The organism is Roseomonas indoligenes (genome assembly GCF_017813365.1).
GTDB lineage: Bacteria > Pseudomonadota > Alphaproteobacteria > Acetobacterales > Acetobacteraceae > Roseomonas > Roseomonas indoligenes.
In genome coordinates this window covers 334,925-352,363 of sequence record NZ_JAGIZA010000002.1, presented here as the reverse complement: position 1 = coordinate 352,363, position 17,439 = coordinate 334,925, and the positions used below count along the sequence as shown (strand labels likewise).

Sequence of the window (17,439 nt, the reverse complement as noted above, 5' to 3'; positions counted from 1 at the left end):
GAATGGGGCCGATCGGGAAACAGGGGCTGGAAGGGTGCCGCCCTTGCCGCGCGGCGCAGAGGGCCGATGATCCGGCCGGGATCAGGGGGGCGGCACCATGCGGCTTTGCGTGCTGGGGGCGGGTTCGGTGGGGCCGGCGGCGGCGGTGTTGGCGGCATCCCGCGGGCATGACGTGTCGCTCTGGTCGCCCTCCGGCGCGGGCACGGCAGGGCTGGTGGATTCGATCGAGGCGGAGGGCGCGCTGGAAGGGCGCTTCCCGCTGCGCGTGGCGCAGGGGCTGGGGGATGCGTTCAGCGATGCTGACGTGGCGCTGCTGGCCGTGCCGGCCTACGCCTTCCCCGCGCTGCTGCCGCGGATCGCCGCGGCGCTGCCGGCGCGCCTGCCGCTGCTGATCGCGCCGGCCGCCGCGCTGTCGCCGCTGGCGCTGGACGCGATGCTGGCGGCGCGCGGGGCCCCGGCGGGGCGCGCGGCCATCGGCGCCATGGGCACCACGCCCGTCACGGCGCGCCGGCCCTCACCGGGGCGGGTGCGGGTGGCGGCGATCCGCGCGGCGGTGGACATGGCGGCGGTGCCCGCGGCCTCCGCGGGGGAGATGGGCGCGCTGGCCACCGCGCTGTTCGGCCATGCCAGCCCGCCTGTGCCGCACGCGCTGCAGGCCGGGCTGGCGAATGCCAATCCCATCATCCACGCCGTGCTGGCGCTGACGAACGTGACGCGGATCGAGCGCGGGGAGGCCTGGCCGCAATACGCGCTGATGACGCCCGCCGCCTGCCGGATGATGGAGGCACTGGCGGTGGAACGCGAGACCCTGGCCGCCGCCTTCGGCGTGGCGGCGCTGGGGCTTGAGGAGTCCCTGCACCGCGCGAACGGCGTGCCCCTGGGGCCGCTGGCGGAGATGGCGGCGGCGATTGCCGCCTCGCGCGGCTCCGTGCTGGGGCCCGCCTCCATGGAGACGCGCTACGTGACGGAGGACGTGCCCTATGGCCTGGCTTTCTACCTGTGGCTGGCACGCGGCCAAGCCATCACCATGCCCGCGACGGAGGCGGTGGTGACGGCGCTGGAGGTGCTGTGGGGATCCGGGCTGCGGGACAATCCCCTGCTGGAGGGGCTGGATCCCGCGACGCTGCAGGGCGCGCTCATCCGGGGATACGGGCGGGAGGGATAGGCAACGCCGATCCCGGCCATCGGCACGACCCGGCTGTTTGCGGCGCGGCACCGGACGCATGGTCCGGCCCGGCCCCGCCATGGCGGCGCGGGCCGGAGCCGGAGGACAGCATGGATGTCGAGAGAGCGATGGCCGCACGGGGTGGCCGAGTGCGCGCGGTGCGACGACCAGCCTGAGCGGCGCGACGCGATGCAGGACGACATGGCGCGCCAGCTCATCGCGGAGGCCGTGCGCGCGGCGCTGGAGGAAGGGCTTCGCCACGCGCCGGATCCCGTCCTCTATCTGCGCCGGGCCGCGAACGAGGTGCTGATGGTGCTGACCGCCTTCGACACGGCCAGCCCGCGCGAGGGCGCGGAGCTGCGCGCCATCGTCGCGGAGGAGGTGGTGACGGTGTCCCGGGAGATGCTGCGGCGGCAGCGGAACTGATGGCCCGCGCGCCCGGTCAGTCCAGCTGGATGTGCAGCGGGGCGGCGACGCGGGTCCAGCGCTCCAGGTCATCCTGCAGCATCGCGCCGAAGGCGGTGCCGTCCGCGCCGTTGGGCGTCACGCCCAGCCCGCCGAGCCGAGCACGGAGAAGGTCGCTCGCCATGGCCTCGCGAAAGGCATCGGCTAGGCGCGCCACGACCGGGGCGGGCGTGCCCTTCGGGGCGGAGAGGCCGGTCCAGATGCTCGCCTCGAAATCCTTCACGCCGGATTCGCTGAGGGTCGGCACCTCTGGCGTGGCGGGAAAGCGTTCCCGCGAGGTGACGGCCACGACCTTGAACTGCGTCCCATCCGTGGCGAGCACGGAGGGGACGGAGACGAACATCAGCGCGATGCGGCCGGCGGCCAGGTCGTTGAAGGCGGCCGCGGCGCCGCGATAGGGCACGTGCTCCACGTTCAGGTGCTCGCGTGCCTTCAGGTCCTCCATGATGAGGTGCGTGTTGGTGCCGATGCCCGTGGAGGCATAGGGCAGCGGCTGCGTCGCCTGCCGCGCGCGCTGCAGCAGGTCCGCGGCGTCCCTCACGTTCAGCTGGGGTGCCGCCAGCAGCGCCACGGGGCTGTCCACGAGGTAGAGGACGGGCGTGAAGTCCGTGATCGGATCGTAGCTCAGGCGGCGGCCGATGGCCTTGGCGATGGTGAGCTGGCCGGCGGTGGCGAGGAGGATCGTCAGCCCGTCCGGGGCGGCGCGGGCCACGGCCTCCGCGCCGAGCACGCCGCCGGCGCCGGCACGGTTCTCCACGACGACATTCTGGCCGAGGATCGGCGCGGCGGCCTGGGCCAGCAGGCGGCCCAGCACGTCCTGCGAGCCGCCCGGGGCGAAGGGCACGATCAGGCGGACGGGGCCGTGCGGGGCCCATGCCGAGGCACCGCTGCCCTGGGCGCGCACGGCGAGTGGCGCGAACGGGGGGGCGAGGGCGGCAAGGGTGAGAAAACTGCGTCGCTGCATCCGGTGCGGTCCTGCGGTTGCGCCTGGGCTGCTACGCCCGGAGATGGCGCGCGGTTGCGCGCGGGTGTCTCACCCGTCCGCCTTCGGGCTCTTCGGAGCGGCGGGATCCCCCATGGAATCGAGCAGGGAGAAGCCGCCGGGAGGTGCGGCGGGCGGGAGGCCGAGGAGGGACATGGTGCTGCCCTCCGGTGCGGCGGGCTGCTGGAGCAGGGCGAAGGTGGCGAGGGGGCCGGGATCCGCCGCCGGGACGGGTTCAGGGTCAGGCGCCCAGGCGACGCGCTGCAGGTAGGTGGAGAGGAAGCGGCGCAGGCGCGGCTCCTCCGCGTCGCGGAACACCGCCTTGGCGGGGCCGTCCACCAGCACGCGGCCATGGTCCAGGAACGCGGCGCGCGAGGCGACCGAGGCCACGAAGCCCATCTCGTGCGAGACGACGAGCATCGTCATCCCCGTCTCCGCCAGGCCGCGGATCACGTCCAGCACCTCCGTCGTCAGCTCCGGGTCCAGGCTGGCGGTGGGCTCGTCGAAAAGGATGAGGCGGGGCTCCATGGCCAGCGTGCGCGCGATGGCCACACGCTGCTGCTGGCCGCCCGAGAGCTGGGCGGGGCGGCGATCCGCGAGTTTCAGCAGGCCCACCCGGTCCAGCATGGCGCGGGCGCGCTCGGTCGCCTCCGCGCGCGGCATCTTGCGAACGAGGCGGAGCGCGAGGGCCACGTTCTCCCCGGCCGTGAGGTGCGGCCAGAGATTGAACTGCTGGAACACCATCCCGATCGTGCCGTCGCCCGGCGTGGGCGTGCGCCCCTCCACCAGAACGCGGCCACCGGTGAGGGGATCGAGGCCGGCGATGGCGCGGAGCAGCGAGGACTTGCCGGAGCCGCTGGGACCAATGAGGCCGACCACCTCGCCCTTGTTCACGGAGAGGTCGATGCCGGCGAGGATCTGCGTGTCGCCGACGCGGCGCTCCAGCTTCTCCGCTTGCAGGAAGGGCGTGGTCATCAGGCTGTCCCGAGGGTGGCGCGGGCGATGCCGCGTTCCAGGCGTCGCGCCGCCCAGGCGGTGAGCTCCACCAGCAGCCAGTAGCTGAGGGCGAGCGCCGCCATGGTCTGCGCGAAGGCGAAGGTGGCGCTGCCGACGCCGGAGACGGTGAAGGTCAGCTCCGGCACGGTGATGATCGAGAGGATAGCCGTTTCCTTGATGAGGATGACCGCGAGGTTGGCCAGCGCGGGCAGGACGGAGAGCGCCATCTCCGGCAGCAGGATGCGGGTGATGGTCTGGTTCGTCTTCAGGCCGAGCAGCCGCGCCGCCTCCGTGTGGCCTGCGGGGATGGCGCGGAAGCCGGCGCGGAAAACCTCGCTGAAATAGGCGGCGGCGTAGACGGAGAGGGCGAGCCAGCCGGCGACGACCGGCGTCAGGTCCAGCCCGATGAAGGGGCCGCCGTAGTAGAGCAGGAAGGCCTGCACCACGAAGGGCACGCCGCGCACCACCTCCACCAGCGTGGCGAGGGCGGCGTTGACGACCCAGCCGCCGAAGTGGCGCGCGCAGGCGACGAGCACGCCTACGAGCAGCCCCGTGGCGACGGAGGCGAGCCAGATTCCGACCGTGAGCGGCAGCCCGCGCGCCACGGCCCAGAGGGTTTCGGAGACGACGCTCATTGGCGCCCCTTCCTGGCGACGCTCATGTGCGCCTCTTCGCGGCGACGCTCATGCGCGCTTCCGGTCCCAGCCGACCGCCATCAGCACGAAGTTGATGACGAGATAGATGCCGCCGCAGAGCGCGTAGGACTGCAGCGGCATGAAGGTGGAGGATGCCAGCGCCTGGGAGGTGCGCGTCAGCTCCATGATCCCGACGAGGGAGATGAGGGAGGAGGCCTTCATGATCATGATCGCCTCCCCCACGATCGCCGGGCGCATGGTGCGGGCGGCGATCGGCAGGCGGATGCGGAGGAAGGTCTGCGCGCGCGTCAGGCCGAGGAGCCGCGCCGCCTCCACCGCGCCGGGCGGCACCGTGGCGAGCCCGCCGCGCAGGATCTCCGCCATATAGGCCGCGCAGCAGAGGCCGAGCGTGCCCACGGCCGCGACGATGGCCGGGATATCGATGCCGAGGAAGGGCAGCGCGTAGTAGGCGAGCAGGAGCTGCACCAGCAACGGCACCCCGCGGAAGAAGGAGATGTAGAGCGCCGCGGCGCCGCGCAGCCCTCGGCTGGCCGCGGTGGAGGCGGCCGCGATGGCCGCCCCCGCCGCGAAGCCGAGGGCGATGCCGGCGAGGGACACCGCCACCGTGGCCACCGCCCCGCGAAGGAGCGGGGGCAGGGCTTCTTCTACGAAAGCCCAGTCCAAGGGCTAGAGCGCCGGCTCGATAGGCTTGTCCGGCGTGTCGAAGGACTGGCCGAACCACTTGGTCTGCATGGCCGTCAGGCGGCCGTCGTTCCGCATCTTCACGATGGCGGCGTCCAGCGCGTCCAGCAGCGGGGCGGAATCCGCGTCCTTGCGGCCGATATAGCCGAAGTAGGACTTGGTGCCGAAGGGCGGCTGCACGACGCTGAACACGTTCGGGCGCTGCTTCGCGACATAGGCGATGTTGGGCAGGGAATTCGCCACTGCCACGATGCGTCCGGCCGCGAGGTCGGCATAGGCCTCGGAGAAGGACTGGTACTCGCGGATCGGCGGGGTGGTGCCGGGCAGGGTTGCGACGAAGGCCTGGAACTGGGCGAGCTGCGCGGTGGCGGTGGCGCCGCCGAGCTGCTTGCCCGCGATGTCCTGCGGCTTGGTGATGCTGCTGTCGTTCGTGCGCTTCAGCAGGGCCACGGTGGCCTCGGCGACCGGCACGGAGAAGCGGTAGCGCTCCGCGCGCGCCTTGGTGATGGTGGCAGGGCCGCCGACGAGGTCGTAGCGGCTGGCCTCCAGCCCCGGCAGCACGGCGGGCCAGGGCAGGTCCTGGAAGGTGATCTTGACCCCGATCTCCTTGCCGAACTCCGTGAAGAGCTCAAGGTTCAGCCCGGTCTGCTTGCCCGCCTCGGTGAAGTCGAAGGGCGCGAAGTGCATCTCGGTGGCGACCACCAGCTCACCGGCCTTCTTCGCCTTCTCCAGGTTGTTGGCGGCGGCGCGGTGCACGAAGGCGGCCGCCAGGCCGGTTCCGAGGGCGGCGGCACCGAGGCCGCGGCGGGTGAGGGTCATCCTGGTTCTCCTGCGATCGCCCGGGACTCCGGGCCGCGTTGACGGGGATTGTTGACCGGGCCGGGCGGCTTCCGCCAGCGGAGCCTAACTTGACATGACAGGTTATGAACGTAACCATCCCGGGGTCGGCGGATCAAGGGGCCTGCCCTTTCCGGCATGGAGGCCAAGCGCATGGCGGACACGACCTCTCTCCCCGTGATCGATGTTTCCGGTCTGAACGAAGGTTCAGCAAACGCCGTGCCGCAGGTGGCGGAAGCGATCCGCGCGGCCTGCACGGGCCCGGGCTTCTTCTACGTCTCCGGCCACGGCGTGCCCGATACGGTGATCGCGGGGGCCGTCCTGGCGACGCGGGACTTCTTCCACCTGCCGCCGGAGGTGAAGGCGGGGGTGAAGGCCAATGCGCGGCACCGGGGCTGGCACGCCATGGGCGGCGCGCTGATGGAGGGCGCCAAGCACTCCGACCGGAAGGAGTTCTTCTCCATCGGGCTGGAGCTGCCGGAGGACGATTCCGCGGTGCGGGCGGGCGAGGCGCTGCGCGGGCCGAACCAGTGGCCGGATTTCGCCCCGGCGCTGCGGCCGGCTATGTCCGCCTACTACGACGCGATGTTCGGGCTGGGCGGGCGCCTCCTGCGTGCGGTGGCGGTGAGCCTGGGGCTGGAGGAAGGGTTTTTTGCCCCGCGCTACCGCAAGCCGCTGCAGCGCACCCAGGCCATCTTCTACCCGCCGCAGAACGTGGGGGCGGAGGACGAGATCTACGGCGTGGCGCCGCACACGGATTTCGGGTGCATCACCCTGCTGTGGCAGGACGACAACGGCGGACTGCAGGTGCGGGAAAGGCAGAGCGGGGCGTGGATCGACGCCCCTCCCCTGCCCGGCACGCTTGTGGTGAACGTGGGCGACCTTCTCGGGCGCTGGAGCAATGACCGATTCGCCTCCACCCCGCACCGCGTGGTGAACCGCAGCGGGCGGGAGCGCATATCGATCGCCACCTTCCACGACCCGGATTTCGGCGCGGTGATCGACCCGCGGGAACTGGGCACGCCGGAGGACGAGGCGCGCTACGAGCCGATCACGGCGGGGCGGCACATCCTGAACCGCTTCGACCAGGCCTTCGGGTATCGCAAGACGTTGGCAGCAGCGGGCTGAGCGCCGTGCCCGATGGCGGCGCGCCGAAGCCTCGCTACGAGGCGGTGAAGGATTTCGTGCGGGACCGCATCGCCTCCGGCGACTGGGCAGTGCATGCGCGCATTCCCAGCGAGAACGAGCTGGGGCCGATGCTCGGCGTCTCCCGCATCACGGTGAACCGCGCCTTCGCGGAGCTGGCGCGGGAGGGACGGCTGCGGAAGGTTCCGGGGGTCGGGACCTTCGTCGCGGAAGGCAAGCCGCGCACGGGGCTGAGCAGCATCGAGAGCATCGCGGAGGAGATCCGCGGGCGCGGGATGGAGTGGTCCTGCGCCGTGCTGGCGCTCGGCACGGCGTCGATGACGGAGGAGGCGGCGGATGCGCTGGGCCTGCCGCGCGGTGGGCGGGTGCCGGGCTCCATGATCCTGCACAAGGGCGACGGGCTGCCGATCCAGCTGGAGGAGCGCTTCATCCGCCCGGGCTATGCGCCGGGCTATGAGGAGCAGGACTTCTCCGCCCGCACGACCTACGCCTTCCTGCGCGAGGTGGGCGAGGTGGAGGAGATGGAGCAGGCTGTGACGGCGGTCCTGCCCCCCTCCTCCATCGCCCGGCTGCTGGAGGTGGGATCGCGCGATCCCTGCCTCGTCATCCGCCGCCGCACCTTCCGCCGCGGTGAGGCCACGACCTTCTCCCGCCTGACCCAACCCGCCAGCCGCTTCGAGCTCTCCGGCCGCTACCGGATGCAGGACGGGCCGGGCGGGCATTTTCCGTTCTGAGGATTTCGATGACCGACAACCCTCGCCTCCGCAACGCGCCAGCCATCCGGGCGCCGCGCGGCCTGACGCTTTCCGCGAAGCACTGGGTGACGGAAGCCCCGTTGCGGATGCTGATGAACAACCTGGACGACGAGGTGGCGGAGAACCCCGGCTCCCTCGTCGTCTATGGCGGCATCGGGCGGGCGGCGCGGGACTGGCGCAGCTACGAGATGATCTGCGACGTGCTGCGGCGGCTGGAGGACACGCAGACGCTGCTGGTGCAGTCCGGCAAGCCGGTGGGCGTGTTCGAGACGCATGCCGATGCACCGCGCGTGCTGATCGCCAATTCCAACATCGTGCCGGCCTGGGCGAACTGGGAGAAGTTTAGCGAGCTCGATCGGGCCGGGCTGATGATGTACGGCCAGATGACGGCAGGGTCCTGGATCTACATCGGATCCCAGGGGATCGTGCAGGGCACCTACGAGACCTTCGCCGAGGCCGGGCGGCAGCATTTCGGCGGCGACCTGTCCGGGCGCTGGATCCTGACGGGCGGGCTGGGCGGCATGGGCGGGGCGCAGCCCCTGGCTGGCGTCTTCGCCGGCGCCAGCGTGCTGGCGGTGGAGTGCCAGCCCAGCAGCATCGAGAAGCGTCTGCAGACCCGGTACCTGGATCACGCCACGGCCGACCTCGACAAGGCGCTGGCGATGGTCTTCGGCGCCTGCATCGAGAAGAAGCCGATCAGCGTCGGGCTGCTCGGGAATGCGGCGGAGGTCTTCCCGGAACTGGTGCGGCGCGGCGTGGTGCCGGACATCGTGACGGACCAGACCAGCGCGCACGACCCATCGAACGGCTACCTGCCCGCGGGCTGGACGCTGGCGGAGTGGATGGCGAAGCGGGAGAACGACCCGGCCGCCGTGGCCGCCGCGGCGAAGCGCAGCATGGTGGCGCATGTGCAGGCGATGCTGGACCTGAAGAAGATGGGGTCCGTCGTCATGGATTACGGCAACAACATCCGGCAGATGGCGAAGGACGAGGGGCTGGCGGAGGCCTTCGACTTCCCGGGCTTCGTGCCCGCCTATATCCGGCCTCTGTTCTGCAAGGGGATCGGGCCCTTCCGCTGGGCGGCGCTGTCCGGCGATCCGGAGGATATCCGCAAGACGGACGCGAAGGTGCGGGAGCTGATCGACGATCCGCACCTGCACCGCTGGCTGGACATGGCGCAGAAGCGCATCGCCTTCCAGGGCCTGCCGGCGCGCATCTGCTGGGTGGGGCTTGGCGACCGGCACCGGCTGGGCCTGGCCTTCAACGAGATGGTGGCGCGGGGCGAGATCGGGCCGGTGGTGATCGGGCGGGATCACCTCGACAGCGGGTCCGTCGCCTCGCCGAACCGGGAGACGGAGGCAATGCGGGATGGGTCGGATGCCGTGTCCGACTGGCCGCTGCTGAACGCGCTGCTGAACACGGCCTCCGGCGCCACCTGGGTCTCGCTGCACCACGGCGGCGGCGTTGGCATGGGGTATTCCCAGCACGCGGGGATGGTGATCGTGGCCGATGGCACGCCTGATGCGGCACGTCGTCTGAAGCGGGTGCTGTGGAACGATCCGGCGACGGGCGTGATGCGCCACGCCGATGCGGGCTACGACCTGGCGAAGGACTGGGCGCGGGAGAAGGGGCTGGACCTGCCGATGGTGCAGTTCTGATGGCCGCGCTCGCTGAACTCCGCGCAGTGATGGCGGGCGGGGCTCTGGCCCTGCCCGAGGGCTGGCGGGATGCGGTGCGGACCAGCCATTCGGCGCTGGCGGCACGACTCGGGGCCGGTGAGGTGATGTACGGCGTGAACACCGGCTTCGGGAAGCTGGCGGGCACGCGCATCCCGCCGGACGCGCTGGTGCAGTTGCAGCTGAACCTGATCCGCAGCCATGCCGCTGGGGTGGGGGAACCCCTGCCGCGGCCGGTGGTGCGGCTGGTGCTGGCGCTGAAGGCGCTCTCCCTTTCCCGCGGGGCATCCGCGGTGCGAGGGGAGACGGTGGAAGCGCTGACGCGGCTGCTGGAGGCCGATGTGCTGCCGGTGATCCCGGCGCGCGGCTCCGTGGGGGCTTCGGGCGATCTGGCGCCGCTCGCGCATATGTCGCTGGTGTTGATCGGCGAGGGCGAGGCCTTCGTTGAAGGCCGGCGCGTGAGCGGGGCGGAGGCGCTGGCGCATGTGGGGCTGCGCCCGCTGCCGCTGGGGCCGAAGGAAGGGCTGGCGCTGCTGAATGGCACGCAGGTTTCCACGGCCGTCGCGCTGGTGGCGCTGTTCCGGGCGCGGGACCTCTTCGCCACCGCCCTGGTAGCGGGGGCGATGAGCACGGAAGGCGTGCGCGGCTCCGACACGCCCTTCGATCCGCGCATCCACGAGTTGCGCGGTCAGCCCGGGCAGATCCGGGCGGCGGCGGCGCTGCGCGGGCTGATGGCGGGCAGCGCGATCCGGGAGAGCCACCGCGTGGACGATCCGCGCGTGCAGGACCCCTACTCCATCCGCTGCCAGCCGCAAGTGATGGGGGCGTGCCTGGACGCGCTGGACCATGCCGCTTCCGTGCTGGAGCGGGAGGCGAATGCGGTGACGGACAATCCGCTGGTGACGGCGGAGGGCGAGGTTCTCTCCGGCGGGAACTTCCACGCGGAGCCGGTGGCCTTCGCGGCGGACCACATCGCGCTGGCGCTGGCGGAGATCGGGGCCCTTTCGGAGCGCCGGATCGCGCTGCTGACCGATCCGGCTCTATCGGGGCTGCCGGCCTTCCTGGTGCGGGAGGGCGGGCTGAATTCCGGCTTCATGATCGCGCAGGTGACGGCGGCGGCGCTGGCAAGCGAGCAGAAGGCGCTGGCGCATCCGCGCAGTGTGGACAGCCTGCCGACCTCCGCCAACCAGGAGGACCATGTGAGCATGGCCACGGGCGCGGCGCTGCGGCTGGTGCCGATGGCGGACAACCTGCGGGACATCCTGGCGATCGAGCTGCTGGCGGCGGCGCAGGCGGTGGAGTTCCACCGCCCCCTCCGCTCCTCGGAGCCGCTGGAAGACGCGCACGCGGCGGTGCGCGGGGTGGCGGCGGCCTGGGACCGGGACCGCTTCATGGCGCCGGACATCGCGGCGGTGGCGGGGCTGATCGATGCCGGTCGGTTCACCGGCCGTGGGTGACTTCGACCGCGTCTGGGTGAACGCCAATCTCTGCACCATGGCCGATGGGCTGGGCGTGGTGCGGGACGGGGCAGTTGCCTCGAAGGGCGGGCGCATCGCTTGGGTGGGGCCGAGGGAGGCGCTGCCCGACACCGATGCAGCGATGACGGACTGCGATGGCGCCTGGCTTTTTCCGGGGCTGGTGGACTGTCACACGCACCTCGTCTTCGGCGGGAACCGCGCCGGGGAGTTCCAGCGGCGGCTGGCGGGCGCAACCTATGAGGAGATCGCGCGGGAGGGGGGCGGCATCCTCTCCACCGTGCGCGCCACGCGGGCGGCGGATGAGGAGACGCTGGTGGCGGCCGCCCTGCCCCGCCTCGACGGGCTGCTGGCCGAGGGTGTGACCACGGTGGAGGTGAAGTCCGGCTACGGGCTGGAGTTCGAGGCGGAGCGGCGGATGCTGCGCGCGGCGCGGGCGCTAGGCCGGGCGCGAAAGGTGTCGGTCACGACCTCCTTCCTCGGCGCGCACGCGGTGCCGCCGGAATACAAGGGGCGGCAGGGCGAGTACGCGGCGCTGGTGGCCGGCATGATCGCGCCCCTGGCCGCCGAAGGGCTGGTGGACGCGGTGGATGCCTTCTGCGAGCGCATCGCCTTCACCCCGGAGGAGACGGAGGCGGTATTCGCGGCGGCGCGGGCACAGGGGCTGCCGGTGAAGCTGCATGCGGACCAGTTGAGCGACCTGGGCGGGGCGGCGCTGGCGGCGCGGTTCGGCGCGCTTTCCGCGGATCATCTGGAGCACGCCTCGGCGGAGGGGTTGGCGGCCATGGCGGCGGCGGGGACGGTGGCGGTGCTGCTGCCGGGCGCCACCTATTTCATCCGGGAAGAGCGGCACCCGGATATCGCGGCCATGCGGGCGGCGGGGACGCGGATGGCGATCGCGACGGACATGAACCCCGGTTCCTCGCCGGCGCGATCCCTGCTGCTGATGCTGAACATGGCCTGCACCCTCTACCGGATGACGGTCGAGGAGGCTCTGCTGGGCGTGACGCGCCACTCGGCGGCGGCGCTGGGCATGGCGGATCGGGGCGCGCTGGCGCCGGGGCTGCGCTGCGACCTGGCGCTGTTCCGCGTGGGGGCGCCGGAGGAGCTGTGCTACTGGATCGGCGGCAATCCCTGCGCCGGGCGCGTTGTGGCGGGGGAGGATGCCTGACGGCAGCCGCCCGCCGCCCCATATGGCGGGCGGAGAGGAGAACCGGATGCCCCTGCCCCCGACCAGCTGGCAGCCCGTCAGCAGATCGGTTGAGAGCCTGATCATCGGCGCGGACGGCGCCGCCCGGCCCGGCCTGCGCGCAGTGCCGGAGGAGGTGCCGGTCAGCCTCGTCTACTCCTCCGTGCCCTTCGCGGTGATGATGCTGACCCCCTCGGACCTGGAGGACTTCGCCTACGGCTTCAGCCTGACGGAAGGGATCGTCACCGGGGCGGAGGGCATCCGCGAGGTGGAGGTGGGGCAGGAGGCGCGCGGGCTGCGGCTGGATATCCGGCTGGCGCCCTCCGCCCTGACCCAGCATCTGGCGCGGCGGCGGTCCATCGCCGGGCGGACGGGGTGTGGGCTCTGCGGGATCGAGGAACTGGACCAGATGCCCCAGGCCGTGCGGCCGGAGGGGGCGGCGCCGGCCATCGACATGCCGGCGATCCGCCGGGCGCTCCTGTCGCTGGAGCGGCACCAGCCGCTGAACGACGAGACGCGGGCGGTCCATGCCGCCGCTTTCGCCGGGGCGGATGGCACCCTGCGCGCGGTGCGGGAGGATGTCGGCCGGCACAACGCGCTGGACAAGCTAGCGGGGGCCCTGATGCGGGGCAGGGTGCGGGCGGCGGAGGGCTTCGTGATCGTCACCAGCCGCTGCTCCTTCGAGCTGGTGGAGAAGGCGGCCTCCATCGGGGCGCGGACCCTGGTGGCCATCTCCGCCCCCACGGCCCTGGCGCTGGACCGGGCGCGGGCACTGGACATGAACCTGGTGGCGGTGGCGCGGCGGGATACGGTGGCCGTGTTCCACGGGATGGAGCGGGTGCGGGACGGGGTCGCCGGCTGAGGCGTCGCGGGGTTTTCACCAGGGGTGCGCTGGCCGCCCTTCCCTCCCCTCGCTACACCTGCGGCGCTTCTCGCGAGGAGGACCGCATGAAAATCACTTGGTTCGGCCATTCGGCCTATCGGTTCGAGATCGGCGGCGCGGTGCTGCTGGTCGATCCCTTCCTGACCGGCAACTCCACCTTCAAAGGCACGGTGGAGGAGGCCTCCAGGGGCTGCACCCACATCGCCCTCACCCACGGCCACGGCGACCACATCGGCGACACGGCGGCGATCGCCAAGGCGACCGGGGCCAAGGTGATCGCGAACGCCGAGATTTGCGGCTACCTGAAGGGCAAGGGAGTCGAGAAGCTGGAGATGATGAACACTGGCGGCACGACCGACCAGGATGGGTTCAGCGTCTCCCTCACCATCGCGTTCCACTCCTCCTCCATGCCCGGGGAGAATGGGACGATCATCGACCTGGGCCTGCCGAACGGGGTGGTGATCACGCCCAAGGACCCGTCCGAGCCCGTGGTGTACCACATGGGCGACACGGACGTGTTCTCCGACATGGCGCTGATCGCGGAACTGTACCAGCCGAAGGTGGCGATCGTGCCGGTGGGCGACCGCTTCACCATGGGCGCGCGCGGCGCGGCCCTGGCGATGCGCCGCTTCCTGCCGGACGTGCCGGTGGTGCTGCCCTGCCACTTCGGCACCTTCCCGATCATCGACAAGTCGGCGGACGCCTTCATCGCCGCCATGGGCGAGGAAGGCGGGCGCGTGCGGGTGCCGGTGATCGGCGAGACCTTCGAGGTCTGAACCGGATCAGGCGGCCGGGATGAGGTGCCCGGCCGCCGGATTCCAGGAGAGGGCGACCTCGCTGCCCTCCGAGATGCCCTGCGCGGCCAGGCCGGGCAGGCGGGCGCGGAGCGGAGTGCCGCCGACGTCGCCGAGGACCAGGGCGCTGTCGCCGAAATGAACGACCGTCTCCACGGCCAGGCGGCAGGTGTTGGGGGCGCCTTCCGCCGCCAGGCCCAGCACTTCCGGGCGCAGCAGCAGGGTGGCGGCCTCGCCGGCGCGGCGGCCGGGTTGGGCGGGAATGCGGACGGGGCCGATGCCGGCGATCTCGCCCGTGCCCGCGGCCGGGTCGGTCAGGCAGATGGGCAGCAAGTTGCTGTCGCCGACGAAGCGGGCGACGAAGTCGTTCACCGGGCGGTCGTAGATCTCAAGCGGGGTGCCGGCCTGCTGGATGCGCCCGCCCTCAAAGATCACGATGCGGTCGGACATGGCCATCGCCTCGGACTGGTCATGCGTCACGAAGATGGTGGTGACGCCGAGGCTGCGCTGGATGCGCTTGATCTCGATCTGCAGGCTCTCGCGCAGGTTCTTGTCCAGCGCGCCCAGGGGCTCGTCCAGCAGGAGCAGGGCCGGGTCGAAGACGAGGGCGCGGGCCAGGGCCACGCGCTGCTGCTGGCCGCCGGACATTTCGCGCGGGTGGCGGTCCGCGAAGCGTTCCAGCCCGACGAGGGCGAGCATGTGGCGCGCCTTCTCGGTCGCCTGGGCCTTCGGCATCTTCCGCATCTGCAGGGGGAACAGGATGTTCTGCAGCGCCGTGCGGTGGGGAAACAGGGCGTAGTTCTGGAAGACGATGCCGATGCCGCGCTTGTGGGGCGGCACGCGGGTGATGGAGGTGCCGTCCACGAGGATCTCGCCCTCGGTCGCGCCCTCGAACCCCGCGATGAGCATAAGGGTGGTCGTCTTCCCCGAACCGCTGGGGCCGAGGAAGGTGATGAACTCGCCCTTCCCTGCCGTCAGGTTCACGCCGTCCAGCGCGCGGCTGCGGCCGTCATAGCTCTTGGAGAGGTTGCGCAGCTCCAGATAGGGTTTGGTCACGGGCGGGCTTCCGATCGGCGGCGCGACAGGGCGCGCCAGAGGACGGGCACGATCACCAGCGCGGCGACGGCCAGGAACAGCAGGGTGGAGACGACGGCGATGACGGGATCCGCCTGAGTGCGGATGCTGTCGAACATGCGGCGCGGCAGGGTTTCCGTGTCGCGGCCGGAAATGAAGAGGGCGACCACCGTCTCGTCGAAGCTCTGCACGAAGGCGAAGAGGGCGGCGGCGGCGAAGCCGGGCCAGAGCACGGGCAGGGTGACGTGACGGAAGGTGGCGGCGGGGCTGGCGCCGAGGGAGAGGGCGGCGCGCTCCAGCGTGCGGTCGAAGCCCTTGAGATTGGCCGAGAGCACAAGGAAGGCCATCGGCACGGAAAGCGCGGTGTGCGCGAGGATAATGCCCGGGAAGGTCTGGAGCAGGCGCACATCGGCGAGGAAGGCGTAGTAGCCGATGGCCATGACGATATGCGGCACGGCCAGCGGCAGCATCATCAACAGATTCACCACGCCCTTGCCCGCGAAGCGGTGGCGGACGAGGGCAAAGGTGGCGGGGGTGACGAGCAGGACGGTGAGGACCGAGACGGCGAGCGCGATGCCGAGGCTGTTTAGCGTCGGCGTCGTCCAGCGGGCATCGTTGAAATAGGCGGTGTAGTAGCCCGTCCACCAGCCCGGGGGCGGGAACTCCAGCGAAACGGCCGTGCTGAAGGACATGGGCACGACGATGAAGAGAGGTGCCGCGACAAAGGCGAGCACGAGAGCGCCGAGGAGGAGAAGGGCGAGGCGCATCGGTTCAGCCCCAGAGCCGGTCGAGGCCGAAGCGGCGATGATAGAGGCCGAGGATGACGAGAGTGCTGGCAAGCAGCAGCATCGCCATGGCCGAGGCTTCCCCGAAGGCCAGGAACTCCTCCACCTGCTGGCCGATCACGCCGGCCACCATCTGCTCCCGCGGGGAGCCGATGAGGATGGGGGTGACGTAGAAGCCGAGGCAGAGGACGAAGACGAGGGTGAGGCCATTCGCGATGCCCGGCGCTGCCAGCGGCAGGACCACATGGCGGATGACGCCGGCCGGCGTGGCGCCGAGGCTGGCGGCGGAGCGCGGAAGGGCGGGTTCGATCCGCTTGAGCACACCGTAGAGGCTGAGGACCATGTAGGGCAGCAGGATGTGCGTCATCGCGACGGTGGAGCTGAAGCGGGTGAAGAGCAGTTCCGGCGAGGCGAAGCCCATCCACTCGACGAACCGGGCGATGGGCCCGCGATTCCCCAGCAGCACCATCCAGGCATAGGTGCGGACGAGGAAGCTGGTCCAGAAGCTCATCGTCACCACCACCATCATGGCGGCGGCAAGGCCCTGCGGGGCGGCGGCCATGGCATAGGCCAGCGGGAAGCCGAGGACGAGGCAGCAGAGCGAGACGGTGAGCGCGGTGATGAAGGTGTCCAGCAGCACGCGCAGGTGAAAGCCGTCCGTCGCGATGGCGACGTAGTGCTCCAGGCCCCATTCGGGATCCGAGACGCTCATCACGGCCACCTGGGCGAGCGGCACGAGGAAGAAGGCGGCCAGGAAGACCAGCAGCGGGGCGAGAAGCAGCCAGGGGCGCAGGCTGCCCCCGCCCGCCGCGGCGGTGGTGGCGCTCAAGTGCCGATCCAGCGCTCGAAGCGCTGGGTGGCGGCGTTCACGTCGCCGCCGAAGTTCAGGATGTCCTGCTCGAACACCTTGTCCTTGTAGGCGGGCGCGGTGGGCATGCGCGCCGCCTCGGCCTCCGAGACGAAGTTGAAGGCGGCAGGGTTGAGCGGGCCGTTCAGCGAGTCCTTGCAGAACCCGGCCACGCGCTCCGGTTTGAGAGCGGATTCGATGAAGCGCAGGGCGTTGTCCCGGTTCGGGGTGCCGCGGGCGACCACCCAGTAGGCGCGCTCGATCTCCGCCTGATTCCAGACGATCTCCACGGGCTGGTTCTGGTCGATCAGTTCCAGCGTGCGGGCGTGCCAGAGGGCGATGCAGTCGATCTCGCCGTCCCGCAGCAGCTGCTGGGATTGCTGGCCCTGAGTCCACCACACGCGGACGGCGGGCTTGATCTTGTCCAGGCTGCGGAAGGCGCGGTTGAGGTCCAGCGGATAGAGCTTGTCGGCCGGCACGCCGTCCGCCGCCAGCGCGATGGGCAGAATTCGGGAGGCGTAGCGCTGCATGCAGCGGCTGCCCGGGAACTTCTGCAGGTCCCAGAAATCCGCCCAGCTCTGCGGGCCGCCATTGGGGTACTTGGATTTCTGATAGGCGATGACGGTGGCGAAGGCGTGGCTGCTGGCGCCGTTCTGGAAGGCCGCGCCGGCGAAGGGCGGGTTCTTCACCAGGTCGGTGTTGTCCAGCTTCTCCACCAGGTTCGCCTGGTTGGCGCGGATGATCTCGCCGGCGCCGAGGGTGGTGACATCGAATTCATAGGCGCCGCTGCGGACCTGCTGCGCCAGCTTGGCGAAGGAGACGGGGGAGACCGGGCGGATCTCCACGCCCGTGTCCTTCGTGAAGGGCTCGAAGAGGTTCTTGATGGCGGCGCGTTCCCAGATGCCGCCCCAGGTGTTCACGTGCAGCACTTCCGCCGCGCGGACGCGGCGGAAGTAGGGGGCGGCGAGGCCCGCCACGATGCCGCCGCCCAGGGTGAGGGCCGCGCGGCGGGAGAAAACCTGGGATGCCATCC

Annotated in this window: 18 protein-coding genes; 9 read left to right on the top strand and 9 right to left on the bottom strand. The window is 71.3% G+C overall.

Annotated features, from left to right (window positions below):
• Nucleotides 1–97 precede the first annotated feature (97 nt).
• Nucleotides 98–1,165 (top strand): NAD/NADP-dependent octopine/nopaline dehydrogenase family protein, encoded by a 1,068-nt coding sequence (locus J5Y10_RS03985; RefSeq protein WP_209370927.1) that lies wholly within the window; start codon nucleotides 98–100, stop codon nucleotides 1,163–1,165.
• 114 nt (nucleotides 1,166–1,279) lie between these two features.
• Nucleotides 1,280–1,591: a hypothetical protein gene (locus J5Y10_RS03980; RefSeq protein WP_209370925.1), complete on the top strand. Its 312-nt coding sequence runs from the start codon at nucleotides 1,280–1,282 to the stop codon at nucleotides 1,589–1,591.
• A 16-nt stretch (nucleotides 1,592–1,607) separates the two neighbouring features.
• Here J5Y10_RS03980 and J5Y10_RS03975 read toward each other — a convergent pair whose 3' ends face one another.
• The 5 genes from J5Y10_RS03975 to J5Y10_RS03955 all read right to left on the bottom strand — a co-directional run bounded on the left by J5Y10_RS03975 (nucleotide 1,608) and on the right by J5Y10_RS03955 (nucleotide 5,764).
• Nucleotides 1,608–2,594, bottom strand: a complete 987-nt coding sequence (locus J5Y10_RS03975) for a Bug family tripartite tricarboxylate transporter substrate binding protein (RefSeq protein WP_209370923.1) — start codon at nucleotides 2,592–2,594, stop codon at nucleotides 1,608–1,610.
• A gap of 69 nt (nucleotides 2,595–2,663) precedes the next feature.
• Nucleotides 2,664–3,587 carry an amino acid ABC transporter ATP-binding protein gene (locus J5Y10_RS03970; RefSeq protein ID WP_209370916.1) on the bottom strand — a complete coding sequence of 308 codons (924 nt, stop codon included), beginning with the start codon at nucleotides 3,585–3,587 and terminating at the stop codon, nucleotides 2,664–2,666.
• Nucleotides 3,587–4,243 carry an amino acid ABC transporter permease gene (locus tag J5Y10_RS03965; protein ID WP_209370914.1) on the bottom strand — a complete coding sequence of 219 codons (657 nt, stop codon included), beginning with the start codon at nucleotides 4,241–4,243 and terminating at the stop codon, nucleotides 3,587–3,589. The genes J5Y10_RS03970 and J5Y10_RS03965 overlap by 1 nt, the downstream gene beginning before the upstream one ends.
• A 48-nt stretch (nucleotides 4,244–4,291) precedes the next feature.
• On the bottom strand, nucleotides 4,292–4,927 hold the full coding sequence (locus J5Y10_RS03960) for an amino acid ABC transporter permease (RefSeq protein ID WP_209370912.1): 636 nt from the start codon (nucleotides 4,925–4,927) through the stop codon (nucleotides 4,292–4,294).
• Between the two features lie 3 nt (nucleotides 4,928–4,930).
• Nucleotides 4,931–5,764 carry a transporter substrate-binding domain-containing protein gene (locus J5Y10_RS03955; protein ID WP_209370910.1) on the bottom strand — a complete coding sequence of 278 codons (834 nt, stop codon included), beginning with the start codon at nucleotides 5,762–5,764 and terminating at the stop codon, nucleotides 4,931–4,933.
• A 171-nt stretch (nucleotides 5,765–5,935) separates the two neighbouring features.
• Here J5Y10_RS03955 and J5Y10_RS03950 point away from each other — a divergent pair, with 171 nt between their 5' ends.
• The 7 genes from J5Y10_RS03950 (at nucleotide 5,936) to J5Y10_RS03920 (ending at nucleotide 13,682) form a co-directional block, all read left to right on the top strand.
• Nucleotides 5,936–6,910, top strand: a complete 975-nt coding sequence (locus tag J5Y10_RS03950) for an isopenicillin N synthase family dioxygenase (protein WP_245214282.1) — start codon at nucleotides 5,936–5,938, stop codon at nucleotides 6,908–6,910.
• A gap of 5 nt (nucleotides 6,911–6,915) precedes the next feature.
• Nucleotides 6,916–7,662 carry a histidine utilization transcriptional repressor HutC gene (gene hutC, locus J5Y10_RS03945; protein ID WP_209370905.1) on the top strand — a complete coding sequence of 249 codons (747 nt, stop codon included), beginning with the start codon at nucleotides 6,916–6,918 and terminating at the stop codon, nucleotides 7,660–7,662.
• Nucleotides 7,663–7,670: 8 nt separating this feature from the next.
• Nucleotides 7,671–9,341: a urocanate hydratase gene (gene hutU, locus J5Y10_RS03940; RefSeq protein WP_209370904.1), complete on the top strand. Its 1,671-nt coding sequence runs from the start codon at nucleotides 7,671–7,673 to the stop codon at nucleotides 9,339–9,341.
• On the top strand, nucleotides 9,341–10,816 hold the full coding sequence (hutH, locus tag J5Y10_RS03935; protein ID WP_209370902.1) for a histidine ammonia-lyase: 1,476 nt from the start codon (nucleotides 9,341–9,343) through the stop codon (nucleotides 10,814–10,816). The genes hutU and hutH overlap by 1 nt, the downstream gene beginning before the upstream one ends.
• Nucleotides 10,788–12,005: an imidazolonepropionase gene (hutI, locus tag J5Y10_RS03930; RefSeq protein ID WP_209370900.1), complete on the top strand. Its 1,218-nt coding sequence runs from the start codon at nucleotides 10,788–10,790 to the stop codon at nucleotides 12,003–12,005. Before hutH ends, hutI begins: the two co-directional genes overlap by 29 nt.
• 46 nt (nucleotides 12,006–12,051) lie before the next feature.
• Complete coding sequence (gene fdhD / locus J5Y10_RS03925) at nucleotides 12,052–12,885, top strand: formate dehydrogenase accessory sulfurtransferase FdhD (RefSeq protein WP_209370898.1); 834 nt, start codon at nucleotides 12,052–12,054, stop codon at nucleotides 12,883–12,885.
• Between the two features lie 86 nt (nucleotides 12,886–12,971).
• Entirely contained in the window at nucleotides 12,972–13,682 is a 711-nt protein-coding gene (locus J5Y10_RS03920) for a metal-dependent hydrolase (protein WP_209370896.1), read from the top strand.
• A gap of 6 nt (nucleotides 13,683–13,688) precedes the next feature.
• Here J5Y10_RS03920 and J5Y10_RS03915 read toward each other — a convergent pair whose 3' ends face one another.
• From J5Y10_RS03915 to J5Y10_RS03900, 4 genes are read right to left on the bottom strand one after another with little or no spacing between them, the layout of a single operon-like run.
• The gene (locus J5Y10_RS03915) at nucleotides 13,689–14,756 is read right to left on the bottom strand and encodes an ABC transporter ATP-binding protein (RefSeq protein WP_209370894.1); all 1,068 of its coding nucleotides are present in this window, start codon (nucleotides 14,754–14,756) and stop codon (nucleotides 13,689–13,691) included.
• Nucleotides 14,753–15,541, bottom strand: coding sequence for an ABC transporter permease (locus J5Y10_RS03910; RefSeq protein WP_209370892.1), 789 nt, complete (start codon nucleotides 15,539–15,541; stop codon nucleotides 14,753–14,755). Before J5Y10_RS03910 ends, J5Y10_RS03915 begins: the two co-directional genes overlap by 4 nt.
• A 4-nt stretch (nucleotides 15,542–15,545) precedes the next feature.
• A complete protein-coding gene (locus J5Y10_RS03905) occupies nucleotides 15,546–16,388 on the bottom strand; it encodes an ABC transporter permease (RefSeq protein WP_209370890.1) in 843 nt (280 codons plus the stop codon).
• A complete protein-coding gene (locus tag J5Y10_RS03900; RefSeq protein WP_209370888.1) occupies nucleotides 16,385–17,437 on the bottom strand; it encodes an ABC transporter substrate-binding protein in 1,053 nt (350 codons plus the stop codon). Before J5Y10_RS03900 ends, J5Y10_RS03905 begins: the two co-directional genes overlap by 4 nt.
• Nucleotides 17,438–17,439 lie beyond the last annotated feature (2 nt).